General features: G+C 42.0%; 29 protein-coding genes. 11 read left to right on the top strand and 18 right to left on the bottom strand.

Annotated elements, in window-relative coordinates; translation table 11 throughout:
* Positions 1-2: 2 nt before the first annotated feature.
* Complete coding sequence (locus tag QPK24_RS08345) at positions 3-215, bottom strand: YqzE family protein (protein WP_285747794.1); 213 nt, start codon at positions 213-215, stop codon at positions 3-5.
* Positions 216-386: 171 nt separating this feature from the next.
* Between QPK24_RS08345 and QPK24_RS08340 the strand changes: the two genes are divergently transcribed.
* Positions 387-1088 (top strand): N-acetylmuramoyl-L-alanine amidase family protein, encoded by a 702-nt coding sequence (locus QPK24_RS08340; protein WP_285747792.1) that lies wholly within the window; start codon positions 387-389, stop codon positions 1086-1088.
* Here the strand turns inward: QPK24_RS08340 and QPK24_RS08335 are convergent.
* Positions 1063-1929 carry a divergent polysaccharide deacetylase family protein gene (locus QPK24_RS08335; protein WP_320416913.1) on the bottom strand — a complete coding sequence of 289 codons (867 nt, stop codon included), beginning with the start codon at positions 1927-1929 and terminating at the stop codon, positions 1063-1065. The genes QPK24_RS08340 and QPK24_RS08335 overlap by 26 nt on opposite strands.
* Positions 1930-2121: 192 nt before the next feature.
* On the opposite strand from QPK24_RS08335, the gene QPK24_RS08330 reads away from it, so the two are divergent.
* Positions 2122-2493 carry a YhjD family protein gene (locus QPK24_RS08330; RefSeq protein ID WP_285747790.1) on the top strand — a complete coding sequence of 124 codons (372 nt, stop codon included), beginning with the start codon at positions 2122-2124 and terminating at the stop codon, positions 2491-2493.
* Positions 2494-2565: 72 nt separating this feature from the next.
* Here the strand turns inward: QPK24_RS08330 and QPK24_RS08325 are convergent, their stop codons facing one another.
* The 3 genes from QPK24_RS08325 to QPK24_RS08315 all read right to left on the bottom strand — a co-directional run bounded on the left by QPK24_RS08325 (position 2566) and on the right by QPK24_RS08315 (position 3916).
* The gene (locus QPK24_RS08325; RefSeq protein ID WP_160033068.1) at positions 2566-2784 is read right to left on the bottom strand and encodes a hypothetical protein; all 219 of its coding nucleotides are present in this window, start codon (positions 2782-2784) and stop codon (positions 2566-2568) included.
* Positions 2785-2895: 111 nt separating this feature from the next.
* Positions 2896-3222 carry a hypothetical protein gene (locus QPK24_RS08320; RefSeq protein WP_160033066.1) on the bottom strand — a complete coding sequence of 109 codons (327 nt, stop codon included), beginning with the start codon at positions 3220-3222 and terminating at the stop codon, positions 2896-2898.
* Positions 3223-3346: 124 nt separating this feature from the next.
* On the bottom strand, positions 3347-3916 hold the full coding sequence (locus QPK24_RS08315) for a xanthine phosphoribosyltransferase (protein ID WP_285747787.1): 570 nt from the start codon (positions 3914-3916) through the stop codon (positions 3347-3349).
* Positions 3917-4141: 225 nt separating this feature from the next.
* Here QPK24_RS08315 and QPK24_RS08310 point away from each other — a divergent pair, with 225 nt between their 5' ends.
* On the top strand, positions 4142-5191 hold the full coding sequence (locus tag QPK24_RS08310; protein ID WP_285747786.1) for a YkvI family membrane protein: 1050 nt from the start codon (positions 4142-4144) through the stop codon (positions 5189-5191).
* A gap of 9 nt (positions 5192-5200) precedes the next feature.
* Here the strand turns inward: QPK24_RS08310 and QPK24_RS08305 are convergent, their stop codons facing one another.
* The 4 genes from QPK24_RS08305 to QPK24_RS08290 all read right to left on the bottom strand — a co-directional run bounded on the left by QPK24_RS08305 (position 5201) and on the right by QPK24_RS08290 (position 9276).
* Positions 5201-6331, bottom strand: a complete 1131-nt coding sequence (locus QPK24_RS08305) for a glycosyltransferase family 4 protein (protein ID WP_285747784.1) — start codon at positions 6329-6331, stop codon at positions 5201-5203.
* A gap of 208 nt (positions 6332-6539) precedes the next feature.
* A complete protein-coding gene (locus QPK24_RS08300) occupies positions 6540-7583 on the bottom strand; it encodes a hypothetical protein (RefSeq protein ID WP_285747782.1) in 1044 nt (347 codons plus the stop codon).
* 85 nt (positions 7584-7668) lie between these two features.
* Positions 7669-8475, bottom strand: a complete 807-nt coding sequence (locus tag QPK24_RS08295) for a Cof-type HAD-IIB family hydrolase (protein WP_285747780.1) — start codon at positions 8473-8475, stop codon at positions 7669-7671.
* A gap of 24 nt (positions 8476-8499) precedes the next feature.
* Positions 8500-9276: a pseudouridine synthase gene (locus QPK24_RS08290; RefSeq protein WP_285747778.1), complete on the bottom strand. Its 777-nt coding sequence runs from the start codon at positions 9274-9276 to the stop codon at positions 8500-8502.
* Positions 9277-9561: 285 nt separating this feature from the next.
* On the opposite strand from QPK24_RS08290, the gene QPK24_RS08285 reads away from it, so the two are divergent.
* Positions 9562-10131: a thioredoxin family protein gene (locus tag QPK24_RS08285; RefSeq protein ID WP_285747776.1), complete on the top strand. Its 570-nt coding sequence runs from the start codon at positions 9562-9564 to the stop codon at positions 10129-10131.
* Complete coding sequence (locus QPK24_RS08280) at positions 10128-10616, top strand: PCYCGC motif-containing (lipo)protein (RefSeq protein WP_285747774.1); 489 nt, start codon at positions 10128-10130, stop codon at positions 10614-10616. Before QPK24_RS08285 ends, QPK24_RS08280 begins: the two co-directional genes overlap by 4 nt.
* 82 nt (positions 10617-10698) lie before the next feature.
* Here QPK24_RS08280 and QPK24_RS08275 read toward each other — a convergent pair whose 3' ends face one another.
* Genes QPK24_RS08275 through QPK24_RS08265 form a run of 3 tightly spaced genes read right to left on the bottom strand, consistent with a single transcriptional unit; the run spans position 10699 to position 13146 of the window.
* On the bottom strand, positions 10699-11190 hold the full coding sequence (locus QPK24_RS08275) for a DUF309 domain-containing protein (RefSeq protein WP_285747772.1): 492 nt from the start codon (positions 11188-11190) through the stop codon (positions 10699-10701).
* Entirely contained in the window at positions 11180-11992 is an 813-nt protein-coding gene (locus QPK24_RS08270) for a GTP diphosphokinase (RefSeq protein ID WP_285747770.1), read from the bottom strand. The genes QPK24_RS08275 and QPK24_RS08270 overlap by 11 nt, the downstream gene beginning before the upstream one ends.
* 59 nt (positions 11993-12051) lie before the next feature.
* Positions 12052-13146: a quinone-dependent dihydroorotate dehydrogenase gene (locus QPK24_RS08265; protein ID WP_285747769.1), complete on the bottom strand. Its 1095-nt coding sequence runs from the start codon at positions 13144-13146 to the stop codon at positions 12052-12054.
* Between the two features lie 314 nt (positions 13147-13460).
* Here QPK24_RS08265 and QPK24_RS08260 point away from each other — a divergent pair, with 314 nt between their 5' ends.
* On the top strand, positions 13461-13607 hold the full coding sequence (locus tag QPK24_RS08260) for a hypothetical protein (protein WP_285747767.1): 147 nt from the start codon (positions 13461-13463) through the stop codon (positions 13605-13607).
* Positions 13608-13759: 152 nt separating this feature from the next.
* Here QPK24_RS08260 and QPK24_RS08255 read toward each other — a convergent pair whose 3' ends face one another.
* Both QPK24_RS08255 and QPK24_RS08250 read right to left on the bottom strand, forming a co-directional pair.
* Entirely contained in the window at positions 13760-14002 is a 243-nt protein-coding gene (locus QPK24_RS08255; RefSeq protein ID WP_160033042.1) for a ferredoxin, read from the bottom strand.
* 126 nt (positions 14003-14128) lie between these two features.
* On the bottom strand, positions 14129-15409 hold the full coding sequence (locus tag QPK24_RS08250) for a DNA polymerase IV (protein WP_285747762.1): 1281 nt from the start codon (positions 15407-15409) through the stop codon (positions 14129-14131).
* Positions 15410-15632: 223 nt separating this feature from the next.
* Here QPK24_RS08250 and cimA point away from each other — a divergent pair, with 223 nt between their 5' ends.
* Both cimA and QPK24_RS08240 read left to right on the top strand, forming a co-directional pair.
* A complete protein-coding gene (gene cimA / locus QPK24_RS08245; RefSeq protein ID WP_285747760.1) occupies positions 15633-17252 on the top strand; it encodes a citramalate synthase in 1620 nt (539 codons plus the stop codon).
* Between the two features lie 129 nt (positions 17253-17381).
* Positions 17382-18532 (top strand): IS3 family transposase gene (locus QPK24_RS08240; RefSeq protein WP_407082915.1). Its coding sequence is split into 2 segments (ribosomal slippage): positions 17382-17643 and positions 17643-18532, totalling 1152 coding nucleotides; the frame shifts between segments, so codons are not numbered across the junction.
* A 71-nt stretch (positions 18533-18603) separates the two neighbouring features.
* On the opposite strand, the gene QPK24_RS08235 is transcribed toward QPK24_RS08240, so the two are convergent.
* Positions 18604-19173 (bottom strand): TlpA family protein disulfide reductase, encoded by a 570-nt coding sequence (locus QPK24_RS08235; protein ID WP_285747758.1) that lies wholly within the window; start codon positions 19171-19173, stop codon positions 18604-18606.
* A gap of 179 nt (positions 19174-19352) precedes the next feature.
* On the opposite strand from QPK24_RS08235, the gene QPK24_RS08230 reads away from it, so the two are divergent.
* On the top strand, positions 19353-19784 hold the full coding sequence (locus QPK24_RS08230; protein ID WP_285747756.1) for a Mov34/MPN/PAD-1 family protein: 432 nt from the start codon (positions 19353-19355) through the stop codon (positions 19782-19784).
* Here QPK24_RS08230 and QPK24_RS08225 read toward each other — a convergent pair.
* Complete coding sequence (locus QPK24_RS08225) at positions 19770-20507, bottom strand: exonuclease domain-containing protein (RefSeq protein WP_285747754.1); 738 nt, start codon at positions 20505-20507, stop codon at positions 19770-19772. The two genes, QPK24_RS08230 and QPK24_RS08225, sit on opposite strands and share 15 nt — an antisense overlap.
* On the bottom strand, positions 20504-21550 hold the full coding sequence (locus QPK24_RS08220) for a DUF294 nucleotidyltransferase-like domain-containing protein (RefSeq protein ID WP_285747752.1): 1047 nt from the start codon (positions 21548-21550) through the stop codon (positions 20504-20506). Before QPK24_RS08220 ends, QPK24_RS08225 begins: the two co-directional genes overlap by 4 nt.
* Before the next feature lie 298 nt (positions 21551-21848).
* Here QPK24_RS08220 and QPK24_RS08215 point away from each other — a divergent pair, with 298 nt between their 5' ends.
* Both QPK24_RS08215 and QPK24_RS08210 read left to right on the top strand, forming a co-directional pair.
* Positions 21849-22277, top strand: coding sequence for a MerR family transcriptional regulator (locus QPK24_RS08215; protein ID WP_285747750.1), 429 nt, complete (start codon positions 21849-21851; stop codon positions 22275-22277).
* Between the two features lie 28 nt (positions 22278-22305).
* Positions 22306-22980 (top strand): zinc metallopeptidase, encoded by a 675-nt coding sequence (locus tag QPK24_RS08210; protein WP_285747748.1) that lies wholly within the window; start codon positions 22306-22308, stop codon positions 22978-22980.
* Positions 22981-23002: 22 nt separating this feature from the next.
* Here the strand turns inward: QPK24_RS08210 and QPK24_RS08205 are convergent, their stop codons facing one another.
* Positions 23003-23914, bottom strand: a complete 912-nt coding sequence (locus tag QPK24_RS08205; RefSeq protein ID WP_160033024.1) for a glutamate biosynthesis transcriptional regulator GltC — start codon at positions 23912-23914, stop codon at positions 23003-23005.
* Between the last annotated feature and the right edge of the window lie 38 nt (positions 23915-23952).

Raw genomic sequence — 23952 nt, 5'->3', positions numbered from 1 at the left:
AATCAGATGCGGTATTCTGATTCTTTTTTTTGTGAACTTTTTTCCTTTTTCTTATCCTTTGCCCACATGGATACTCCGAGCGGAAGCATTCCAAACCATTTTGTCTGCCAAGGTTCTTTTCTCTTTCTTTGGGATTTACGCTCCTCTTTCGGCTTTTCCATATAATCAACCACTTGCTCGGTTATATATCTAATTAAATCATTTCCTTTAGCCATGTCCATTCACTCCCTTATAACCTGAAGTTCTTATTCTTAGTGTGTACGGAAACTAAATAAATAAACATTTCTATTTTTACTACTGAATGAAACATTGAAATTTGTACAGCCTATGGTAAAGAGTTTGAAATGAGAAGCTAAGCAATACACGGGAAGGAAGGTTTAGTTTAGATGCTAAAACGAATGATCACGTGTTTTTCTGTACTTTTTCTTTTCCTTATCGGATCTGTGAACGGAGCAGCAGCGCCTGTCCCGCAAGTGGAAGAAGATCACGTATCGCATGCTGCATTTCGTCACCCCGTTATCCTTATTGATGCAGGCCATGGGGGGATTGACGGAGGAACATCTGCTGATGATTTACTTGAAAAAAACATTAATCTTGCGATCTCCCAAAAAGTGTACTTAATGCTCAAATCAAAAGGTTATGCTGTCGTACTGAATCGAAATGGAGACTACGCACTCAGCGATGACAATACTTGGCTTAAAAGCAATTCCCGGCATTTAAAAGACTTGGCACAGCGAAAAGGACTTAGTGATGAACTTCCATCTGATCTTATTGTCAGTATTCATGTGAACTGGAGCAAAAAAGAAAAATCACATGGTCCTGTCGTCCTTCATCAGCGGGAAGGAAAAAGTTATATGCTTGCTGAATCGATTCAAAGTTCACTGAATACGATGTATCAAACGGATCGCCAGGTAGAATGGGGTAAACCTTTTTATTTACTCAATTATGTAAAGAAACCAGCCGTCATCGTTGAGGCCGGTTTTATCAGTAACTTACAAGATCGGGAGATGCTTCGCTCAAACCGTGGACAGAAGAAAATAGCCGAAGCTATCAGTGCAGGCATTATTTATTATTTGTCGGTACTATAGGATCTGGATTCCAGTTCCATACTTGTTTCACCAAATCACTGATGCTGATTAGTTCGACCTTCCCCGTTAATCGGGGAATAGCATCTCTGATGATGCCAGCCGTCATAAGCCCTGGCACTCCGACATGCCCAATCGTTATACAGATATCTTGTTGCTTCAATTTCTCTTCAGCAAGTCTCATCTGCCTTGATATATGGCTAATGGTGTACTGATCATCCAGAAAGATATCATTTTCTACGGGCGGCATGCCCCTTTCTGCGGCAAGTTCGGCCACAACCGAATTTGGATCAGTTTTACTATCCACAAAAAAGAGTCCTCTTTCTTTACATACATCCAGCACAATGGACATGATACGCCGATCCGAAGTGACTTTAGATCCCATGTGATTGTTCATCGCAACTGCATAAGGAACCTCATCAATGGCTGCATTCACTCGTTTGCGAATCTCTTCATCGGACAAATCCGTCGTAATTGCACCGGGACCTAACCATTCCTTTTTTCCTTTACGTGGTTCCATAGGCATATGAACAAGCACATCAATGCCCTTTTGATGAGCAAGTTCTGCATCTCTTTTCGTCGTCGGCAAGAAAGGCATGATCGCGACACTTATTGTTGTCGGCATATTCAGCATTTCATTCGTCCCTTTCATCCCATTACCAAGGTCATCAATGATGATAACCATTTTCTTCACAGGCTCAGCATGTACCGGAACCGCTCCTATCGTCGCTGATATCATTATACTTAACGCTATACACCATACGATTAAGCCTTGACTCCCCCACCGAAAAGAAGTCAGCACTTTTTTCTTAAGTTGTCTTCGTTTTTGTTTACGAGTTGCCATGATTCCCCCTCCTTCTGATGTGAATTTTTTCTTATTATTGAGGATATATACATTATTGGTTTAGATCCAAAAAAATATGTGATTTTTTATAGAAACCTCATTTCTTATATTTAGTAAACGATTCATTGATTAATTTGTGGAATACAGCATAAAATAAGAACATAAGTTCTTATGATGGAAGGGGAGATTCACTTGAAGGCAGACACATCATATGAAGAACAAAACCTGATATGCAGCTATTTGCAGTTATTGCTCGTTGACCGCATTTTTCACCGCGATCTGCGGGTATTAACAAACCAACCGTTCCTTCGAACACCGATTCTTTATATCGAAGTGCTGTCCAGTGGAATAGAGCGTGTCACTTTGCTGTTGTCAGAAATACAAATGGAGTTCGCCCGAAAAGATATACGGATTACGAATATCAAATCGAATAAGGAAGGATTATGGGCAGATGCCAAAATAAGAGGAAAAGAGATGCGCGTTGTTTTTCCCTTATCTCAGTATAAAAATGAATTATACTCAAGAATGAGAGTTTACCTTGGTGGAATGAATATCGAAATATAATAAAAAAACCGTTCTCTCTCTTATGCCCTTTTTATGAAAAGGATAAGAATAAGAACGGCGATACCGTGCTAGTTATATGTCTGTAGGACTCTGTCTTGGCTCGCTTTCCAGCTGAATCAGATAATTCCGATCTAATTTTACAATACGACGATTCCGTTTCCGAACCATAATCTGTTCATCACTCCAAGCCACGATGATACCCACCACATCGTTAACTTCCAAATTGTCTCTGACGACACGAACACGTTCACCCGACTCACGGAGTTCATTTAATCGTTCATCTGTTATCATTATTAGTTCCCCTCCTTACGGCTTCTGCGTTCTTCGCAGCTTGTCTCTTCTAACATGCAAAAAAAGACCTAAATGCATGCATTTAGGTCTTTAGGCTAATCACTAGAAAAATCAACGTGAAGCATGCTCTTTACTGTCGTTCTTCTCGAACCAGAAATCAAGCACCTTCGCCGACATCACACGCTGTTCAACATATTCGACCTGGTGAGGTGTAAATTCATCTTTCCATGAGAAGGACAATTCTTCACACAGGTTTACAATAGTGAGAAGTTCAGACCAAGCAACATACCTTTTATACCAGAAGAACTGTGGATGTTCAAGCATATAGGGATAAAGGTCATCAAACTCCGTATGCTTACAATCAAGGGCACGCTCAAAATGAACTTTGGACTGCGCTAACTTATCAAGGAAATACTGTTCGTTTGGTTCTTTCCCCATGGGTGTTGCCTCCTCTCCCTAACCTACTTATATTATAATCCATACGAAACGCGATGCAAAGGCATTTAAGCAAAATTAGGCAATCATCATATAAATCAAAAAGAGAAATGAGGTTTACTTAAGATTAAGCAAAGTGGACTTCGCCATCAGACAGCGACTTGATCTTCGCAAGTGATTCTACTCTAATCCCTTGTTCACGAAGGGTGCTCGCACCCGATTGGAAACACTTCTCAACTACAACTCCGAATCCGACGAGTTCTGCTCCAGAGCGCTCGATAATTTTAATGACACCCTTGGCTGCATCCCCATTTGCGATAATATCATCGATAAATAGAACCCGATCTTCTGGACCAAGAAACTCGCGAGAAACCATAATATCCGTTACAATCCCCTTCGTAAACGAAGGTACACGCTCACAATATGCATCCGGGTCAGCCAGCAATGTTTTCTTTCTTCGAGCAAAAACAAGAGGCACTCCCATTTCCACAGCAGCAGCAAAAGCAACCGGAATTCCTGATGATTCAACGGTAACGATACGTGTGACTCCATCTTCACTAAATTTTGCCGCAAACTCCCGGCCCATCTGCATGGTAAGTGCAGGATCAATCTGGTGATTCAGTAATGCATCAAGCTTCAGAACCTGATCTGAAATAACAACGCCCTGTTCTCTGATTTTTTGTTTTAGTACTTCCAATGTTATGACCTCCCAGCCCATCCTATGACGTAAAAGTATCATAAAATATGGGTGGCTTTCAATATGAAAGTTTATTTCTTCCACTCCCTGTAACTATATCTACCTTACACTTTCTTAATCTTACTCTTTGTCATGTCCAGATGGACAAGAGCATACCTTGTACGAGTAGTTATTTTTTGGACGACTATAAGCGGTTGTTACACAGATCGGACAAGGAGGATACGCATGAGACAGGGTTTCAAGGTCTTACAGGTTGCATTCACTTATATTGGCACAATTGTCGGAGCTGGCTTTGCCACAGGCCAAGAAATCTTACAGTTTTTTACCGAGTATGGAAAATGGGCCAGTCTCACCATTGTCTTGTCGAGCCTGCTATTTGTATGGCTGGGTACGAAAATGATGTTGATCGCACATGATACCGGAGCGAATTCATATGAGGACTTAAACGCGGAGCTTTTTGGCAAAAAAGCAGGGAAATGGATCAGTTTTTTCACTTTATTTGTTCTGATTGGGGTCAATAGTGTAATTCTGGCAGGTGCAGGTTCTGTCTTCGTAGAAAATCTTCATCTATCTTATCAAACCGGTCTTCTCATCACTCTCATCGGTACTTATATACTGCTTGGAAGAGGAATAAAAGCGATTTTGCAATTGAACAGTGTCATTGTACCTTTTATGCTTCTGTTATCGCTCATGATTCTCATCAATACAATTCATCATCCATCAGCTTTTAATTTCATCCGTCTGGATTACGACCGCAGCATGTTTGCTACTTGGCTGTCTCCGCTGTTGTATACGTCCTTCAACCTAGCTATGGCTCAAGCTATACTTGTCCCTCTTGGCAGTCAGCTAAAAGACAGGAATGTTATTAAGTATGGAGGAATCATTGGAGGAATTGGGATTGGCTGCATGCTAATGACGGCCCACTTCGCGATCTCCGCCTATATGCCAGGAATTCGGCAATTCGAGATTCCAATGGGGAGTATTGCCTTCGCTTTGGGAGCCGCCATACAGATCATCTATGTTATTCTTATCTTCATGGAAATTTTCAGTACGTTTGTTGCCGATATTTATGGAATTACACTGCAAGTGCGTCAGCATATCCAAGTGTCGCCAAAACTTCTTACCTTGTTCATCATGACAACTTGTTATTTAGTAAGCCAGTTTGGATTCAGTTCCTTACTATCCATCTTATATCCCGTTTACGGGCTGCTTGCGATCGTCTGGGTTTTTCATCTAATCAAAAGCCCGCTCGGTTCCTTTCGCAGTAAATCGTAACTCTTCTTCTTAACTGCATACTTCATACTGTAAATACAGCTTCTTGAGCAAATTAACAGAACGGCTGAGCGAGTATTCTGATTTTGCTTTCTCACTTGCCGTACGGGCCAGTTCATATCGGTACGCTGGATCAAGAATGACTTTTTCCAGTGCATCAGCAAGCGCAACAGGGTTGTTCTCGGGAACAAGCAGTCCATTTACTCCATCTTCGATTTGTTCTGCAATCCCTCCGATATCCGTCCCAACTAGTGCAAGTGAGCTTAGTGCTGCTTCTGCAAATACCGAACCGAATGCTTCTGCTCTCGAGGGAAGAACAAAGATATCAAAGAACGGCATAAACTCCTCGGGATGAAGCGTGTACCCATAAAATATCGTTTCGTTATATATGCCAAGCTCCTGTGCCAACTTCTCAAGCTCGGAACGGATCGGACCATCCCCAATAATATGAAGGACATAGTCATGCCCTTTCTTTTTGAGCTCATAACAAGCCCTCAGCAGCGTATCAATCCCTTTTGCTGGGACAAGGCGGCATACAGTGACAAGCTGAGGCACTTCATTTTCATGAGGGACAGGCTTAAAACGCTTCTCATCAAATCCATTAGGAATAATATCAATCTTCTCAGGATGCTGTATATAAGGTCTCAAATAGTCTTTAAATGATTCAGAAACCGTAAGGAGACAATCTGCTTTAGCTTCTAATTCTTTATAGAGCGAAGTCAGGAACTGATGTTCCAATCCCCCCTCTTTGATTCTTCCGTTGAGTATGAGTTCTCTCTCGTAACTTGAGTGAATGGTTTGAATAAGAGAAACCTCAGGATATGCTTCTTTCATGGCAAGTCCGGCAATGGGATGATGTGCATGAATAAGATCATAAGTTTTATGTAGCCGGAGCTTCACCCACCATAAGTAATCACGGTATGTTTGAATGTATTTGGTGACCACAGGACTGTCCTGATAAAGAGTCCAATCAAACGTATCAAATACAACTTCCTCACTGCCTTTATTCCGAATCCGTTTTGGCAAGGAGAACAATTCCATCTCCCATCTTGGGCTGCTAAAACGTTCTTGCATATAAGGAATCATGGAGGATACCCCGCCCGGCTGTTCAGGAGGGAAAAATAACGCTTGGAGCAATCGCATGTATTAGAGCCCCTTTCTCGTAGTCATCTTATCAAGTAATTCTTTCATCATGATATCTTAGCTTATGTAAATTAGTAAAGAAGGTACCCATTCTTTTCATAAAAGCAGAGGACATCACAGAGGACAGCTAAGTGTCTGTTTCCTTGTAAATACATAAGAAAAAGGCATCCCGACAAGGATGCCTTTTAACTTATAGCTTTATTTATTTTTAATCTTCATCCGAAGTCAGCAGCATTTCATCAATAACAACATTTCGATATAACATGGTAATGTGCAGCTGTTTTATATCGACCTCTTTTTCAATTTCTTTGGAAAGGACCAAGACAAGGTCGTGCCGCTGTTCCTCCGAAGGTTCTATATAGAAATCCATATATCCCGAGACTACTGCTTCACTTATATCTACGGTAGCAGAAGCGACAGGTAATCCCCCGTGCTCCTGAAGAAACAGATCGTAAGATACAATCTCCTGATCGTGACGAATCATTCTCACGTAGCAGGATTCTTCCACTTCCTCTTCATCCTGATCTAAGATAGACTGCAGTTCTACTCCATCCTCATCCCAATCGGGACCCTCTGCCTCATCTGATGAAGGGGCGTGATCTTGTCTAACGAGTTCAAGGATGGTAATCATTGTATCTTTATATTTCATCTCAATGGTAATGGTATCAATCTCCCCATCATCCACTTCAGCAACTAAAAGTTCTTCCGCGGATTCAAGTTCCTCCTCCAGCGGTTCCTTCAGCCAGTCTACTTTTCCCTGGATGTCTGTACCATACTGCTTTAGAACCGCATGGGCTATCGTCTCTCCCTTCCCATTTTGCAGTTCAAAGGAAGACACGAATCGTCCGGCAGAGATCAGCTCAATCTGCATTTCACCGCTCTCATCTTCATATAGGAAAAGAGGCGATGGCTCAGGAATAATAGACTCTGATGCAGGCGGCGGTGTATCTTCCTCGTAACCTTCCTCATCTTCAAGGACGCTTTCCACCTCGCCCCAGGTTAACAAAATATCAATATGTTCGGCATCTACCGCATCACGGTATTGCAGTAAATATTGCTCGATATAAGTAACAATCTCTTCTTTGGCCTTCAAGGGGACGCTTTTGGCATCCAGCTGAACACTACCTGCAAGCCGATGGCCTTCCCGGAAGACAAGAATAAGCGTGCCGGCATACCTGTCTTCAATTAAAATATCTTGAACTTCTCCATTTGCTGTTCGCAAATCGGGCCGCAGCCGAATATGATAGCTCATCTTATGTTAACCTCCTGTAGACCATTTCACTCTTGGTTGAAGAGTATTTGATATCCATAGTAGTACCCTGGGACAAGGAAGAATATTACTTAACACCGACTACAAATTTTTCGAGGGCATGATGAACTCCATCTTCATTATTAGACAGGGTAACTTCGTCAGCTGCTGCCTTTACATCAACAGGGGAATTATCCATCGCAATACCCTTACCTGCAAATGTTAGCATCGTAATATCATTATAGTAGTTTCCCATAGCCAGAACGTTCTCCCGAGCAATTCCCTTGCTCGCTGCGAGACGTCTCAGTGCCTCTCCTTTAGAAGCATCCTTATGCATAAGATCCAGGAAGAAATCGCCGCTGCGGACCATATAAAACGGGCTGTTCCAAGTGTTCCACTCTTTTTCAAGCTCATTCATCGTTTCTAGATCGCCAAAAGCCGAGAATTTCACAACCGGTTCTTTTAATTCTGACCAGTGCGGCAAGTTCATAGGTTCAAGAAAAACTTCATCATACATACTGCGCATTTTCGGGGTCATTTGATCTGCTTTATCAATATACAAACCAAACGCCGTATTCACATCAAAATGAATCCCATGCTCCCGGCAATAATCTACATAAGGCTGCAGACCCTCTGCATCCATTGGGAACTGGTCGATTACTTTCTGCGTTTTTAAGTCAACGGTAACGGCTCCGTTATGTGTGATCACATAACCGCTGAGTCCCATTTTTTCCATAATAGGCATCGTACTTACCGGTCCTCTGCCGGTGCAAAGCACCAGCTCAGCCCCGAGACTCACCGCTGCCTTGATACTATCTTTATTCTCTTCCGATAATTCATGATTATCATGGAGGAGAGTTCCATCTACGTCTAGTGCAATCAGTTTATAATTCATATGCTAACCATCCTTATTTCTTTATTATTTTGTAATTTCTGTCTCGGTGAGAATATTCAGTTCTTCCTCCGTTAGCTCACGAAAAGATCCAATCGGAAGCAGTGGATCTAACTGCAAAGCTCCCATCGAGATGCGCTTCAGATATAAGACTTTCGACTGAACTGCTTCAAACATCCGTTTCACTTGATGGAATTTCCCTTCATGAATCGTAACCAGCACGCGAGAGGTAGTTCCCTCTTCACTAGGATCGACAGAGATAATCTCTAGAACTGCCGGTTTCGTTGTGTATCCATCATCCAGGGTTACGCCCTGCTGAAAAGCATGAATTTCTTTCTCTCCCATCTCCCCTGAGACAACGGCTTCATATGTTTTGGGTACATGCTTCTTCGGAGATAGTAAGTTATGTGAGAGTTGTCCATCATTCGTGAGAATCAGCAGCCCTTCAGTATCCTTATCTAAACGTCCGACCGGAAATGGCTGGAACAATGCGTATTCCGGATCAAGAAGATCAATTACCGTCTTTTCCCTTACATCCTCTGTAGCTGATATTACCCCTGGCGGCTTATGAAGCATCAGATAAATGAACTCTCTATACTTCACCGTTTCACCGTCAATTTCTATCAGATCTTTATATGGATCCACTTGCATCCCGCTGTCCTTGATCCGCTTCCCGTTCACCGTAACATACCCATTCTTTACTGCTTTCTTAATTTCCGAACGAGTGCCATATCCCATATGACTTAAAATTTTATCAATGCGCAACTTTTTCACCGTTTTCTTTTGATTCATTTGCTGACTCATACTAAAGTCCACCTCCATCCTACCGGATCTTATTTTCAAATAAGACTTCACAAATTGTTCATATTACGTAAAATACAAAGATTACATACGTTCTATAGAGCGTAAAGGCAGTTGTAACGCTATAAGAATACGATTATGCTGTTCTGTTATTAGAATATCTGTCGCAGTCTGTATCTTATTTAATAAATCCATCCCCGTATTCCTGTTCCACTACAATGCGTAATGTTGTATAATGAAGGGCATTAAACCAGTTCCATAATTTATCATATTGACGGGGGATGAACAATGAGTTCTAAAACACAAACCAAAACGAAGACAGGCTATACCGGTAAGAAAAACAAAAAATCGAACACTGCTATTATTGCCTTTATTGCTGCATTTGTCATACTGATCGGCGCACTTATCACCATGAATATGATCAATAACAAAGATATTAACGAAGTATACGGGCTTCCTCAGTCGAAGCTGAGTGCCTCAACAATTGAAATATTAGATGACCCAAATTATCAGAATATCATCCTCCCGGAAGAACTCAAAGGGAAAATTGATAACAAAGAGGACTTTTTCGTATATTTCTTTGCTTCTGATTGTCCTCACTGCCGTGCAACGACTCCGAAACTCATGCCGATTGCCGACGACTTAGGTATCGATCTTCCCCAGTTTAATCTAAGGGAGTTTGACAGCGGCTGGAGAGAATACAATATTGAATTCACACCAACCCTTGTTTATTTTGAGAAAGGTGTAGAGAAAGAGCGTCTTGTTGGCGGTATTCAAGAAGAAGGCACGAATACCGGTTATACGGAAGAAGATATCAGAACTTTCTTTACGAAATATAAAGGAGAGGCTGCAAATTGAAAACCAAATGGTATGGAACCCTCTTCGCCGGTCTCATCTTCGGCAGCCTTGCACTAAGTGCCTGTGGGCAAAAAGAAGCAGGACACGACCACACCATGCATGGCAAAGAAAGCGAACAGTATGAGGCAAGTGCCTCTCTCACTGAAATGCCTGAATTCCTCACAAAATATACAGATAACACACAAGCGACCTATGCTCTTGTTGGACAAGTTAAAGAGAAGCTGAAAATGCTCAACTGTTACTGTGGATGTATGGATTATGAATCAGCTCATGATTCCCTTTACCGCTGCTTTATCGCCTCTGAAGAGAACGGTGAAGTGACTTGGACCGATCACGGAGCCCAGTGCGGTATTTGTCTAGAAGAACTGCGAGATACCGTAGAACTCAGTGCAGCAGGGAAATCGATAGAGGAAATCCAGACCTTTATTGATGATAAATATGCTCCCGAAGGTGCTCCTTCTTCTAGCGAAGTACATCCCGGTTAATCCTGCCAAAAAGCTAAATATATAATCATATAAACCCCCGATTTCTTTCACTTTGTCAGTGAAGAGTCGGGGGTTTATATGATTAGGATGTGAATCCGTTTTTACCCATTGCTTTCATTCGTTCCTCGTACACTTTCCCCCGTGTCGGGCTTCTCCGCTGAGGTATACTCGGTTTTAATTCCTTCGATCTCTGGTATACCGCTTCTTCGAGTTCATCATCCCCTATCACGATTGTATAATCCTGATAAGGTACTGGAATCTGGTCCGAATGCTGCAGTTTCTCAAGGGCATTACGGCAAGATGAGAGAAGGAGTCCAAGTTCTATACCCAGGAACTGCTCGGGATACGGTTCAAGAATCTGAATCGCGCTGGTAAGCATTAACTGTGCACCGCGCAGATTCTGATTCCGATAATGATACATCCCTACAGCGACTTGCAATAATCCTTTATATACAGGCTCACGATCCTCAGCAAGCCACAATTCCTCAAGTACTTCATGACACTCGAAATAGTCCTGATCCCGGTTAAAATAGACCAGGTAATCGACATAAAGCGGATCGTATTTAGAACTCATCAGTTTCACTGCTTTTTCTTGCGTTATTAAGCAGCTCCTTAACTTCTCCGGATAAATGCTTAATCGCCTCGATATCGTGTGCCTGCCAGTACGTATTAAATTTCTCTTGGGCATCAATTGCCTCATCCACAAGGTGATAGAAGTATAACTGATGAATGATGGCAAGTGTCTTGGAAATGATACTGGACTCATCTTCAAACGTCTTTTGAGCTTCCAAAATCTCAAGCCGTATTGCAGACATCTCATTGTCCAGGATAAAGGCGGCTTCAGACGTTTTCTTCAGTCGTTCTCTGACCATGTCAGGCAGGTTGTCTCTGAATTTGTAGTTCAAGGAATGCTCAATGGTTGCCCAAAAATTCATCGCCAGGGTTCGAATCTGGATCTCAGCAAGTACATGCTTTTGACCAAGCGCTGTCTGGACAGGGTATTCAACAATCATATGGAAACTACGATAACCGCTTTCCTTGAAATTGGTAATGTAGTCCTTCTCATAAAGAACTTTTAAGTCTTTTCGTTCCCGAATGTACTCGGCCACTCTGCGGATATCCTCTACAAATTGACACATGATCCGAATACCTGCGATATCCTCGATCCCCGTTTCAATTTCATTCATGGGCACGGAAAGCCGTTTGGCTTTATCCAAGATACTTGAAATTTTCTTGACGCGACCGGTTACGAATTCGATAGGTGCATACTCTTCACGTTTTTTAAGTTCCGCCCGCATTGTTTTAAACTTAACCTTAAGTTCCTCTACGGTCTGTTCGTAAGGAAGCAAAAATGTCCCCCAGTCTCTTCCGTCCATTGCCTATGCCTCCTGTCTTATGCTCATACCTAAATCTTACTCATTATAGTACCAGCCACTTATCTATGGTCTGCTCCGACCGCTTCGGAAATGTGACGATAACCATCCTTACGAAGCAGTTCTCTGAGTCCTTCATGAAGACGTTGATTAATCTCAGGACCTTCATAAATAAGTGCGGTATAAATCTCAACCAAGCTTGCCCCCGCTTTAATTTTGTCGTAAGCATCTTTTGCTGTAAAAATGCCTCCCGATCCGATAATAGGGAGCTGCCCATTCGTTTGACGGTAAATCTGGCTGATGATTTCAGTTGAACGATCACGAAGCGGCTTACCGCTCAGTCCACCTGTTTCTTTCGCATTCTCATGAGTCAATCCTTCGCGGCTTATTGTTGTATTCGTAGCTATGATACCCGAAACACCGCTTTTTGAAATCGTATCCACCATATATTTTAGTTCAACCTCAGTTACATCCGGTGCAATCTTAACTAAAACAGGCTTCTTTACACCTGATTTCTGAGATTCTTTCTTCATCTGATCCATAACTGCAGCAAGCAAATCACTAAGTTCACTTCCGTGCTGCAAGCTGCGCAGATCCGGTGTATTTGGAGAACTGATATTTACAACAAAAAAGTCAGCATGCGAATACAACTTTTCGATACACTTGCGATAATCTAATGGAGCATCCTCATTCGCAGTGATCTTGTTTTTTCCAATATTAATGCCAACCGGTATGGGTCTTTCTTTTATCCCAGATAAAACCGTTGCCATTGCTGCTGCACCTTGGTTATTAAAGCCCATTCGGTTAATAAGAGCTTCATCTTGAGGGAGTCTGAACAGTCTAGGCTGTTCATTTCCTGGTTGTGGTTCAGGAGTTACGGTTCCCACTTCCATGAATCCAAATCCAATGGAAGAAAAACCAGGAACAGCTTCCCCATTCTTATCCAGTCCTGCAGCAAGACCTATCGGCGTTGGAAAATGGAGACCGAATAAATCGGTGGCTAGATCCGCTGTTTCACGTACACGATACATGGAGCGAAGCAAACTCACTCCTCCTGGTATTCGGCCTGCTTTGTTTAGACTGCCTATTACAAGATGGTGTGCTTTTTCAGCGTCCATTGCGAAGAAAAAAGGTTTTCCGAAATTACGATACAGCAAATCATCCACTCCGTTTACTAGATCTATTTATGGGAGCTTACAAATGTATCAAAACATGGTTGCTATATCTAGCTATATCGTATGTAAACTAACAACATATAGTATGAATACAGCTTACTTTTTGATATCACCAGCTTCCCCTCTACTCTCCAGTTTAGCGTTTTTTGTTGCAAAAGAAAAGGGATAGAGACCCAACTCCTACCCTTTTACGAAGATCTGGATAGATATAATACTTTGATAATTTATCCCAGTTTGAATACAATAGAGAAAGCTTATGATAAAACCTAACTTTTGTCGTGAAAGGAGCATCTGACATGTCTCAAAAGAGGAAGAAACCAAGCTTGCAGCAAAAGAAAGAGGAAGTAAACCGGAAAGCCTTATACTGGACTGCACTAAGCGTTTTGCTCCTAATTATCTTAATTGCGGTCTTCGTCATTATCGGCGAATCAACAAACCCTTAATGCAGCAGTAATACGTTTATCCGGATTCGTTTGGCCGTGGACAAGCCTTGCTCGAGTTCCGTCCTCGGCCTGTGCCGGAAAGTGTAGATCTATTTCCATAAAAAAACGCCCGGCACCGAAAATCGGCACCAAGGCGTCTGAAATGGATGAAATTAACCTTCCATGTTAAATGGTGTATCTGCAACTTTAATGGAATCGGTAGGGCATCCATCACAAGCATCTTGCATATCTTCATGAAGATCTTCTGGGATTTCAACGTTACCGTGGTTTGCATCCCCGCTATAAATCACTTCTGCAAGACCTTCATCATCGTAATCGTAAATATCAGGTGCTGTGGCACCACAAGCACCGCAAGCGATACATGTATCTTTTTCTACCCAAGTATACTTAGCCATTTTTTCTCTGCCTCCTATATTTAAACACAACAAACAGTAGGTTTTACCTATACTAACCAATAGTTTAATACAAACTGATAACAAACACAAATCATTTTGAACTGTACTTAGGACATTGTCAAGTCCCTATTCTGGGAGAGAAAGATTATCCTTTTGTAAGGATGTTCCACGCGATTTATAGTTACGAATCAGCGTCGATGGATCGTCTCCAAGCATCCCTGCAGTTACCACCGCATTTTCTCCAAATTTATCTCTTAATGTGTCCATTACCTTAATAAGAGACTCTTTTTTCGGCTGTTCTTGATAATCGAATAGATCTAGCTGCACTACAGATTCACTCTTCGGAATTAGATTTTGAAGCGTAATCCCGAGCAGCCTAATCGGTTTGCCTGCACCAAACTGCCGGTAAAATAAGTTTACAGCCTCTTTATAAATATCCTTGTCGAAGTCAGTAGGTGCCTGCAGCGCATGGGACCGAGTAATGGTTCTCATATCAGGTGTGCGAATGGTAAGCTGTATCCCGCCTGCCATCATCCCTTGTCTTCTCAAACGCCGTCCCACTTGGTCACTGATATTCAGCAGTACCCGGTTAATGTCGCTTTCATTCGAAATATCTTCAGGTAGCGTTGTGGTGTGACCGATTGACTTATTCGGCTCACGATTAGCGAGTACGGGTGAATGACTGATTCCATTTGCTGCTTGCTTCATCCATGTTCCAAGCACGCCAAAATAATCTTTTAACATTTGTTCATCTGCCTTCGCAAGCTGCCCAATGGTCATAATGTTAAGTTTTCGCAGTTTCTCTGCTGTTTTTTGTCCAATCCCAAACAATTCCGCGCACGGCTTACTCCATAGAATTTTTTCAACATCCCGCAACCGAAGAACGGTAATCCCGTTTGGCTTCTTCATATCTGAGCCCATTTTTGCCAGCAATTTATTAGGAGCAATCCCTATAGAACAAGGAATCCCCAGTTCTTCATTAATTCTTCTCTGAATTTCTTCTGCAATCTGGATCGGCGTACCGAATTGTTTTGATCCTGTAATGTCTAGATAACATTCATCAATAGAAGTGGCCTCTAGTTCTGGCGTATATTCATAGGCGATCTTCATAAATGCCTTGGAGTATTTACGATATAGGTGAAAGTCCGGTGTAATAACGATCAGTTCAGGGCATTTTCGAAGTCCCTGATTTACGACCATTCCTGTACTGATCCCTAGTTTACGTGCTTCGTAAGAACAGGTGACGATAACACCTTTCCGCTTTTCACTGCTGCCCGCAACGGCGGTTGGTTTTCCTGCATATAGATCAGGCCTTTCCGCAGCATGAACGGAGCAATAAAAAGCATTCATATCTACATGTAAAATGACACGGCCCTTCACTGGATAATAATCCTTTACGTTCTCCATGCGGATACCTTCTTTACTCTTTACTCACTAAAAAATAGATATAATTCAATTCATCAAAATTTTATTTTACCGTTAATATCTCCTTAAGTATACCGGAATACGTCTAAAATAAATGGATTCATCTACAATAATTACAAATAACATCTTACTTTCTAGGTAAGAACTGATATAATAGTAAAATTATAAAGTTAAGGGTGACTTCTTAAAAGGGGGATAACATATCATGTCTAAGTCCATCTCTATCTTTGATACTACACTTCGCGATGGCACACAAGGTGAAGGAATCAGTTTATCTGTAGACGACAAATTACATATTGCGAGGAAGCTTGATTTCCTTGGAGTACAGTATATTGAAGGCGGCATTCCAGGCAGTAACACGAAAGACATTGAATTCTTCAAACGAGTTCAGAAGCTCGGACTTTCTGCAAAAATCGTAGCCTTTGGCAGTACACGCCGTAAGGGCAGTGTTGCTTCTGAAGATGCGAATCTAAATCGTATTATTGAATCAGGTGCAGATGCAGCTACGCTCGTGGGCAAGTCTTGGGATTTTCATGTGCATACTGCACTCCAAACGACACTGGAAGAGAACTTAGAAATGATTTATGACTCCATCCGTTACCTGAAACAAAGCGGACTAGAGGTCATTTTTGATGCAGAACATTTTTTTGACGGCTATAAAAATAATGCGGAGTACGCCGTTTCTGTCATGAAAAAAGCATATGAAGCCGGCGCTGACTGGCTTGTAATGTGTGATACGAACGGGGGAACGATGCCGCATGAAGTCCATGAGGTGGTCTCGTCCCTGACAGAGCAACTGCCACATGCAAACTTTGGCATCCATACCCACAATGACTGTGAGCTGGCTGTAGCCAATGCACTGGCAGCCATCAATAGCGGGGCAAGACAAGTTCAAGGGACAATCAATGGCTACGGGGAACGTTGTGGTAATGCAAATCTGTGCTCCGTCATTCCTAATTTACAGCTTAAATTCGGTTATGAATGCGTTGAAGAAGAAAAACTGGCACAGTTAACCAATGTAGCTAGATATATCAGTGAGATTGCCAATGTCAATATGCCGGTAAATCAGCCGTATGTAGGTAACGCTGCTTTTGCACATAAAGGCGGCATTCACGTATCAGCCATCATGCGTGATTCTCGTACTTATGAACATATTGTTCCCGAACAAGTCGGTAACAAACAAAGAATACTCGTATCTGAGCTCGCAGGACAGAGCAACATTGTATCCAAGGCCAAAGACATGGGAATTGAATTTGATCCAACCAGTGAACAGACAAAGAACGTAATTAACAAAATTAAAGATCTCGAACATCAAGGCTATCAGTTTGAAGGAGCAGATGCTTCTCTTGAACTCCTCATTCGGGAAGCAAACGGTGAAATGCAAGAGCTGTTTACCTTTGAGTCTTTTAAGATGTTAGTTGAGAAAAACGTCGGCAAACCGGTTGTATCCGAAGCCTTTGTCAAGATCAACGTTGGCGGACGCAGTCACTATACTGCCGCAGAAGGTAACGGTCCGCTGAATGCACTGGATAATGCACTTCGTAAAGCACTCATTACTTATTATCCATCTTTAAAAAACATGCATTTATCCGACTATAAAGTTAGAGTCCTTGATGATAAAGATACGACAGCTGCCAAAGTTAGAGTTCTTATCGAATCCAAAAACTTCACCGATTCCTGGAACACCGTAGGGGTTTCTGAGAATATTATTGAAGCGAGCTGGGAAGCACTCGTACACAGTTTCCGGTATGCACTTCTTGAGGAAGATCCCTCTGAATTCATTGAACCGGATGCTTTACCGCACCAAGGATTAGTTAACCATTAAGCGCTAAGTGCAGATCTTATCTATGAAAAAGAGGCTGCAGATTGGTATTATCCCCTCATGGTAGACAGTGAAAAAAGAGAACATGTTACAATGAACTCAAACACTGGAAAACCGGAGGGGATTTTTGTTATGTCAGCGAAGAAAGGTCAAACTTTTAATCGATATAGTGAAGAAACGAAGAAAGAGGCTGTCCGTTTGCGAGTAGAAGAAGGGTGGACGTACAGTCGAATCATGGAGAAGTTTGGAATCAAAAGTGAGAGCCAGATTATCACATGGGTTCGTAAATGCCAAAATGGTGAGGGGTTTGAGGATTACCGGGGACGTTGGGCGAAGAAGCATTTTAGTAGTGCGGAAGAAGAAAATGCATATCTGAAAGCGCAGGTAGAATATCTAAAAAAGCTAAATCCAAACTTGCACGGGGAGGGAAGCTGGATTTCGAAGCCCGGTGCCAGTCCATTCGAGAAATAAGCAAAGTGGCTCCCGTAGTTTGGCTATGTAGAATCGCTGAAATATCACGTGCAGGCTACTATAAATGGAAGAAGAATTTAGTTCATCGAGAGAAACGAGCAAATCGTGATGCAGATCTAAAGGCACACATCTTGAGCATTCATCGAATTCGTCCGTATTTCGGTTACAAGCGAATGCGTACTGCTTTAGGAAAAGAAGGCTTCGTTGTGAATCACAAGAAGGTCCGTCGCTTAATGAGAGAACTTCAGATTCGTTCTGTTATTCGCAAGAAACGTCCGTTTTGTGGCCGCAAACCATCGGCCTTGTTCCCTAATGTCTTAAATCGGGAATTCTCTGCGACTGCTCCTGTGCAGAAGCTTGTGACAGATATTACATATGTCCGGATTGGGCATGAATTTGCTTATCTCTCGGCTGTAATGGATTTATATAACAACGAAATAGTAGCCTGGGAACTCTCCGAGCGCAATGACCTAAAACTCGTTATGGACACTGTGCAGCAACTAAAAGATGGACCCTCTTTGCTCCATTCGGACCAAGGGTTTCAGTATACCTCGAAAAGCTATGCTAAGTTGCTTGAAGAGAAGCAGTTGACAGGGAGTCATTCCCGACGTGGAAACTGCTATGACAATGCTTGTATCGAGTCGTTCTTTTCCCACTTAAAGACGGAAAAGCTGTATTTGGAAAAGCCTAATAATCTGGAACAAGCAAGAAGCCAAATTACGGAGTATATTTCATTTTACAATAAGGAACGTTTCCAAAACAAACTCGGCGACCTCTCCCCAATCGAATTCCGGGAAAAAGTCGCCGCGTAAATGGAAAATCCTCTTTTTTTAATGTCTACTTGACGGGGCTATGACCAGATCTCATCATCTGCAGCCTCTTTTTATTTTTTCACAAGCGCCTCAACTTTCTTCTCTAGTTCTTCTTCTGTCAGAATGCCCAGAATAATCTCTTGAATCACGCCGTTTTTATCAATCAGAACGTTCGTTGGAAATGCCATTCCTTTATATAAATCATAAACTGCTCCATCTTCATCCGTTAGGATTGGAAATTGAAGTTTAAATGTGTCAACAAATTGTTTGGCGTCTTTTTCCGTATCATATTTCGTTACATTAACTCCGTATACATCAAGCTTATCTTTGTAGTTTTTCGCAAGCAAATTTAACGAGGCAGCTTCCATCTTACAAGGATCACACCATGATGCCCAAAAATTAAGCAGGAGTGCTTTTTCTCTTGTCCCGCCTACTCTATAAGTTTCTTCTTTATTCTCTAGTCCCTTTAACTCAAAAGGTGGAGCAAGCAGTCCTGCTTTCGCCCCCGTTTCTGTAGGAAGAGGTTTGTCCGGTTGGAATACATTTTGAATGGACACCCCCCCTTCTTTATTACTTGTTTGCCAAAACGCAAAACCGATCAGCAGTAGAATTCCAGCCCATATATACAAGTTACGTTTCATTTGCCCATCCTTTTTCCATGTTATAGACTATATATGCTTTCATTATTGATTTCCTATTGATCTCATTTTATCCCTAATTTTGGTTCATTATATCACAAAAAACTCCTTTTCTAAAAAGGAGCCGCATGATCCTATCTCAATCTTATCCTTATCCCAAGAATAAAAAGGAGCCCCTTAACATGATCATCCGAATGACGGCTGCAATGAACGAACAAATAAAAAACCAATTCCATACATCCACGCCTTTTGAAGGATGCGGTTTACTGCTAGGAACTTCGTCCATTGACGATTCTGTTGACATCCATTCCATAATACCTGTCAAAAACGTGGCAGCAAAGCCCAATCATCACTTTGAGCTTGAACCTGAAGTATGGGTCCATCATCTGCTGACATCTCCTGACTTAGTAGGTCTATATCATACGCATCCTATTTCCGTTCCGCTTCCCTCAGCTGAGGATCTTCAGGACTTGCAGTCATACGGACAATTGATGAAAGTCTATCTTATTGCAGGAATCGATCCCAACGAGCAGCGATTAGAAGTTAAAGCTTACGAGGTAGTAAAGCAAGAACATGGATACAGCCTTAGGCATGCCGCACTATTCGTGACTTAGATGATGATAAAGATCAGATAAGGTTACCACATTCATTTTTGAAATATCATCGAGATAAGCTCCCCATAAACGGGCTGTCATCATCGCATCTTCTAACGCATGGTGTCTCCCCTTAATTTCAATATTTCTTGATTGAAGGAGTTCATCAAGTCCATAACCAGATCGCTGCGGTTCAAGCCATCTCGCCAGCATCATGGTATCAATGACGCGGTGGCTTAGTCTCACTTTTGAGGTTTTCCATAAGGCAGCATTCAGAAAAGATTTGTCATGTGCACTCGCATGGGCTATAAGAACCCGCCCCCCTACAAAAGACATAAAATCATGCAGTCCATTCAACAGCTGAGGAGCATCTTGGGACATTTCCGTTGTGATTCCAGTAAGCTCAGCAATGTGCTCCGGAATACGGTTCTTCGTTTTAACAAGAGTATAAAACTGTTCCTCTTCTACTACTTTCCCCCCGATAACCCGCACAGCACCAAAAGACAAAATTTCATCTCCATGCTGGGGCGCAAAACCTGTCGTCTCTAAATCAAATACAACAGCGTCCAGTTCATGAAGCGGTGTCCGCAAGGTCTCCGGCCGCCGATTTTCTCTCATGAGAGATCGTAAAAAAGCCATGTGCTGTGCCGTAGGAGTCCCCATCATAGAAGCGATTGCAGACGGTACTCCGCCTTGTCTAAACGAGTTCCAAAAACCGTTATTTCCCCTGCTTGGCTCTTTCATAGACGGCCCCTCTCGACAAACCGAAGTTGTCTTTGCAGATTCCGGTGAATTTTCTTCACAGCAGACAGTCCTATTCTCAGTTTATATAACGTGTCTTTATCTCTTAACTGATCTTGGTCAATATATCCGCTGCTTGATAGCACACCATGATCTTCCTTCATCTGAGCGCTTCTTCTTAAATGCAGTGTAATCAAGAATGCTTTTTCACAAGGTTCAATAAGGCTGGACGGGGCTGCTTCGAGAGTCGAAAGTTTCGTTAAGCGCTGAAGTGTATTTGTCTCTTTCAGACTGTGCTGTAAAGAAAAATAGCGTCCGCTGTTCACAAGCGGAATATACATACCGTATTTCACATCAAATCCTCCAGCATGCTCCCCAAAACGTTCCTTCACAACTTGGCCAAGGATATTTAAAGTAGCCTTATGCCTTACCGTGTTACGTAATACAGCCGCAGCTAAATCAGGTGTGGATTCAAACAGGAAAGAGAAATATTCCTGAAACTGATGAGATAGCGTGAGATCTCCCGCAACATGCCGCATATCAGCAGCAATAATATAGTAGCGTACCGGTTCCCATTGTAAGTCACTCGACCATTCACTGAGCTGCTCCCTCCAGGAAGAGAGCGTTCTCGCCCATAACGTTTCAGAACACATTACTTTTCCTTCACATTTCGCATAACCTGCTGACTCCAGCATATTACTTAGTCTTATACCAAACTCTTTGAAAAAACGTTCTTTGTCTGGATGCTCTTCATCACTAATAATAAGTCCGTTATCCTGATCACTCCACAGCGTAGCTTCCCTTCTTCCAGAACTGCCAAATACAACGAAAGCATAAGGAACGGGTGCCAGGCCATAACCCTCTTCACGCATTTCTTTTTCTGTAAGCTCGATCGCTTTTTTGGCAATGGCATCATGCAAATCATTAACGTGTTGATACCATTCCAGAATATTTATCTGATCTATTTCCTTTTGTAACTCCTCTTGTCTCTTCATGCGAGCTTGCTTGAGTGTAAAGGCGGAATCCACATCTTCCAGGTTATCCATATTTCCTGCCTCCTGTCCTTTTCGCATAGATCCAACATTTTATTAATCGAAATATATATGTCATATAAATTAACAACCAATAAGAAATTAATTATCATTAAGATTATAATCATTACCATATAATTATTACAATGTATATATTTTTATGAAATCGTTACCACTTTCGTTTATTTTTTTGACTAATTATGAGAGCAAGTGTATATAAGGACCTAAAAAGTGTAACGTTTGACTGTACGGTTCTTCTTCATGTATCATATTGTTTATTGAATAGGGAAAGGTGAGTGTTCTCGATGGGGATATGAAACTGTATCGAATCGGTGAATTGTCGAAAGCTGCCGGTGTCAGTGAACGTACGATTGACTATTACACGAAGCTTGGGCTAATCACGCCAGAGCAACGTACACAAAAAAACTATAGATTATACAATCATGAAACCTTGTCTCGTCTCGAACGTATTATCCAGATGAAACTAGAGAAGTATAGTCTCGAAGAGATTAAACAGTCTTTAGAAAAATGGAGCTCCGTTTCCTCAAATGAGCAGGTTACAAGCAAACTTAACAGTCTGGAAATTCATGTACAGCAGCTTGAACGAGAAATGAACGAACTGAAACCTCTCCTTCAAGACATGAAACCAACCCATCAGCGCAAAGTCGTTGCAGGGTTGTTAACGAAAAGTGCCGCTTGTATGGAAGCACTGAAGATTTTGCTTGAAAGCTCCATGATGTAGTTATTTATAATAATATGGAGGTAAGTTTATGGGATTTCTGTATGTTCTAATTATTGTTGCATTTATATTGTCACTTTGGGCCCAGTTCCGAGTAAAAGGTACATTTAATAAATGGGCTAAAGTAGAAAACACCACCGGAATGACAGGCTATGATGTTGCAAGACGCATGCTCGATCTTAACGGACTTCATGATGTTCCGATTGAGCCTGTTCGCGGCGCTCTATCTGACCACTATGACCCGATTCACCGTGTGGTTCGTCTGTCAGAGCCCGTGTATTACGAAAGATCCATTTCAGCCGTTTCTGTTGCATCTCACGAGGTGGGTCACGCGATTCAGCATAAAGAACATTATCCAATGCTCGTATTGCGTCACAGAATTTTCCCAGTCGTGAACTTTGCATCCGGTATTGCACCATTTCTTATTTTGGGTGGATTTATCTTTAATGCTTTTAATTTAATTGGTCTTGGTATCATTTTCTTCTCGGTAACAGTAGCCTTTCAATTGATTACCCTTCCTGTTGAATTTAATGCCAGCAACCGTGCTCGCGACATTATTGTACAAGAAGGTTTCATTCAGAGGGAAGAAGAACGTGGTGTTGGTAAAGTTCTTAATGCCGCAGCCCTGACTTATGTAGCTGCTGCTCTTATCTCCCTACTTGAGCTTATTAGATACATTGCGATTTTCACAAGTAACCGTGAATAGAGAATATATAAGAACCCCAGTCTTAATTGACTGGGGTTTTGTTATTTTCTAAGCCAAAGTAATCAAGTAAAAATGACCGGAAAGACTGCGCAACCAGCGGCAACTTCTCATCATTTCGATGAATCAGTCCGATGGAACGAGTTACTCTCGGGCTTGATAACCTTACTCTAGCAGGTTGAAGCGGGTTGGTTTGAAATAAAGCCATTTCCGGGAGAACACTCACACCCATTCCCGCTGCTACAAGACCGCGTATAGCATCTGTCTCTTCACCTTCAAATGCAATCCTCGGAGTAAATCCTGCTTCTAAACAAGCATGCCATACGATCGGCCTTAGAGAATAACCTTTGCTAAATAAGATGAACTTGTCTTCTTTTAATTGTTCCAATCGAATGGTTTCTTCTCCAGCAAGCGGGTGGTTTTGTGGTAAAATGGCATACAACTCTTCTGTAAGAACGACATCCCCGCCGATCTGCTCATGTTTTTCAGGAAAAGGAGAAATAAACGCTAGATCTACTTCTGAAGATAATACATCTCTAATCAATGTTGGGTACATCCCTTGTTTAAATTTAAATTTCACATTAGGATAGCGCTTTCTAAACTCCGATACGACAGAAGGAATAAGGTGAATACCAAGACTATGCGGGAAACCAATACGAATTTCCCCTTTTTCCGGGTCCGAAAATTCATGTACCTCACCAACAGCCCGATCCAAGTCCTTAAGAATCCCCTCTACTCTTTTACAGAATAATTGTCCCACAGGAGTAAGTTGCAAATTTCTTCCCTTGTGCATAAACAAGTCGACTCCGAGTTCCTCTTCAAGATGATGAATCTGGCGACTTACTGCGGATTGAGCTACATGAAGCTCTTCCGCAGCTTGAGTCACGTGTTCTTTCTGTGCAACCTTTAAAAAGTACTGCAACTGTCGTAGTTCCACTCGTTTAATCGCTCCAATCTACTAAAACCATCCAAGTA

It is taken from the genome of Paenibacillus polygoni (assembly GCF_030263935.1).
GTDB classification, from domain to species: domain Bacteria; phylum Bacillota; class Bacilli; order Paenibacillales; family Paenibacillaceae; genus Paenibacillus; species Paenibacillus polygoni.
This window is presented reverse-complemented; position numbering and strand designations above follow the sequence as displayed.

What these genes read in the sequence shown, in the direction of transcription:
- QPK24_RS08305 (WP_285747784.1), bottom strand. Translation starts at nt 6,331, where the DNA reads ATGCGATTGCTCCAAGCGTTATTTTTCCCTCCTGAACAGCCGGGCGGG.
- QPK24_RS08300 (WP_285747782.1), bottom strand. Translation starts at nt 7,583, where the DNA reads ATGAGCTATCATATTCGGCTGCGGCCCGATTTGCGAACAGCAAATGGA.
- QPK24_RS08270 (WP_285747770.1), bottom strand. Translation starts at nt 11,992, where the DNA reads ATGGACGGAAGAGACTGGGGGACATTTTTGCTTCCTTACGAACAGACC.
- QPK24_RS08260 (WP_285747767.1), top strand. Translation starts at nt 13,461, where the DNA reads ATGTCTCAAAAGAGGAAGAAACCAAGCTTGCAGCAAAAGAAAGAGGAA.
- QPK24_RS08290 (WP_285747778.1), bottom strand. Translation starts at nt 9,276, where the DNA reads ATGAGTCAGCAAATGAATCAAAAGAAAACGGTGAAAAAGTTGCGCATT.
- QPK24_RS08340 (WP_285747792.1), top strand. Translation starts at nt 387, where the DNA reads ATGCTAAAACGAATGATCACGTGTTTTTCTGTACTTTTTCTTTTCCTT.
- QPK24_RS08295 (WP_285747780.1), bottom strand. Translation starts at nt 8,475, where the DNA reads ATGAATTATAAACTGATTGCACTAGACGTAGATGGAACTCTCCTCCAT.
- QPK24_RS08255 (WP_160033042.1), bottom strand. Translation starts at nt 14,002, where the DNA reads ATGGCTAAGTATACTTGGGTAGAAAAAGATACATGTATCGCTTGCGGT.
- QPK24_RS08210 (WP_285747748.1), top strand. Translation starts at nt 22,306, where the DNA reads ATGGGATTTCTGTATGTTCTAATTATTGTTGCATTTATATTGTCACTT.
- QPK24_RS08285 (WP_285747776.1), top strand. Translation starts at nt 9,562, where the DNA reads ATGAGTTCTAAAACACAAACCAAAACGAAGACAGGCTATACCGGTAAG.
- QPK24_RS08230 (WP_285747756.1), top strand. Translation starts at nt 19,353, where the DNA reads ATGATCATCCGAATGACGGCTGCAATGAACGAACAAATAAAAAACCAA.
- QPK24_RS08215 (WP_285747750.1), top strand. Translation starts at nt 21,849, where the DNA reads ATGAAACTGTATCGAATCGGTGAATTGTCGAAAGCTGCCGGTGTCAGT.
- QPK24_RS08325 (WP_160033068.1), bottom strand. Translation starts at nt 2,784, where the DNA reads ATGATAACAGATGAACGATTAAATGAACTCCGTGAGTCGGGTGAACGT.
- QPK24_RS08335 (WP_320416913.1), bottom strand. Translation starts at nt 1,929, where the DNA reads ATGGCAACTCGTAAACAAAAACGAAGACAACTTAAGAAAAAAGTGCTG.
- QPK24_RS08310 (WP_285747786.1), top strand. Translation starts at nt 4,142, where the DNA reads ATGAGACAGGGTTTCAAGGTCTTACAGGTTGCATTCACTTATATTGGC.
- QPK24_RS08235 (WP_285747758.1), bottom strand. Translation starts at nt 19,173, where the DNA reads ATGAAACGTAACTTGTATATATGGGCTGGAATTCTACTGCTGATCGGT.
- cimA (WP_285747760.1), top strand. Translation starts at nt 15,633, where the DNA reads ATGTCTAAGTCCATCTCTATCTTTGATACTACACTTCGCGATGGCACA.
- QPK24_RS08345 (WP_285747794.1), bottom strand. Translation starts at nt 215, where the DNA reads ATGGCTAAAGGAAATGATTTAATTAGATATATAACCGAGCAAGTGGTT.
- QPK24_RS08250 (WP_285747762.1), bottom strand. Translation starts at nt 15,409, where the DNA reads ATGGAGAACGTAAAGGATTATTATCCAGTGAAGGGCCGTGTCATTTTA.
- QPK24_RS08220 (WP_285747752.1), bottom strand. Translation starts at nt 21,550, where the DNA reads ATGGATAACCTGGAAGATGTGGATTCCGCCTTTACACTCAAGCAAGCT.
- QPK24_RS08275 (WP_285747772.1), bottom strand. Translation starts at nt 11,190, where the DNA reads ATGAGTTCTAAATACGATCCGCTTTATGTCGATTACCTGGTCTATTTT.
- QPK24_RS08320 (WP_160033066.1), bottom strand. Translation starts at nt 3,222, where the DNA reads ATGGGGAAAGAACCAAACGAACAGTATTTCCTTGATAAGTTAGCGCAG.
- QPK24_RS08225 (WP_285747754.1), bottom strand. Translation starts at nt 20,507, where the DNA reads ATGAAAGAGCCAAGCAGGGGAAATAACGGTTTTTGGAACTCGTTTAGA.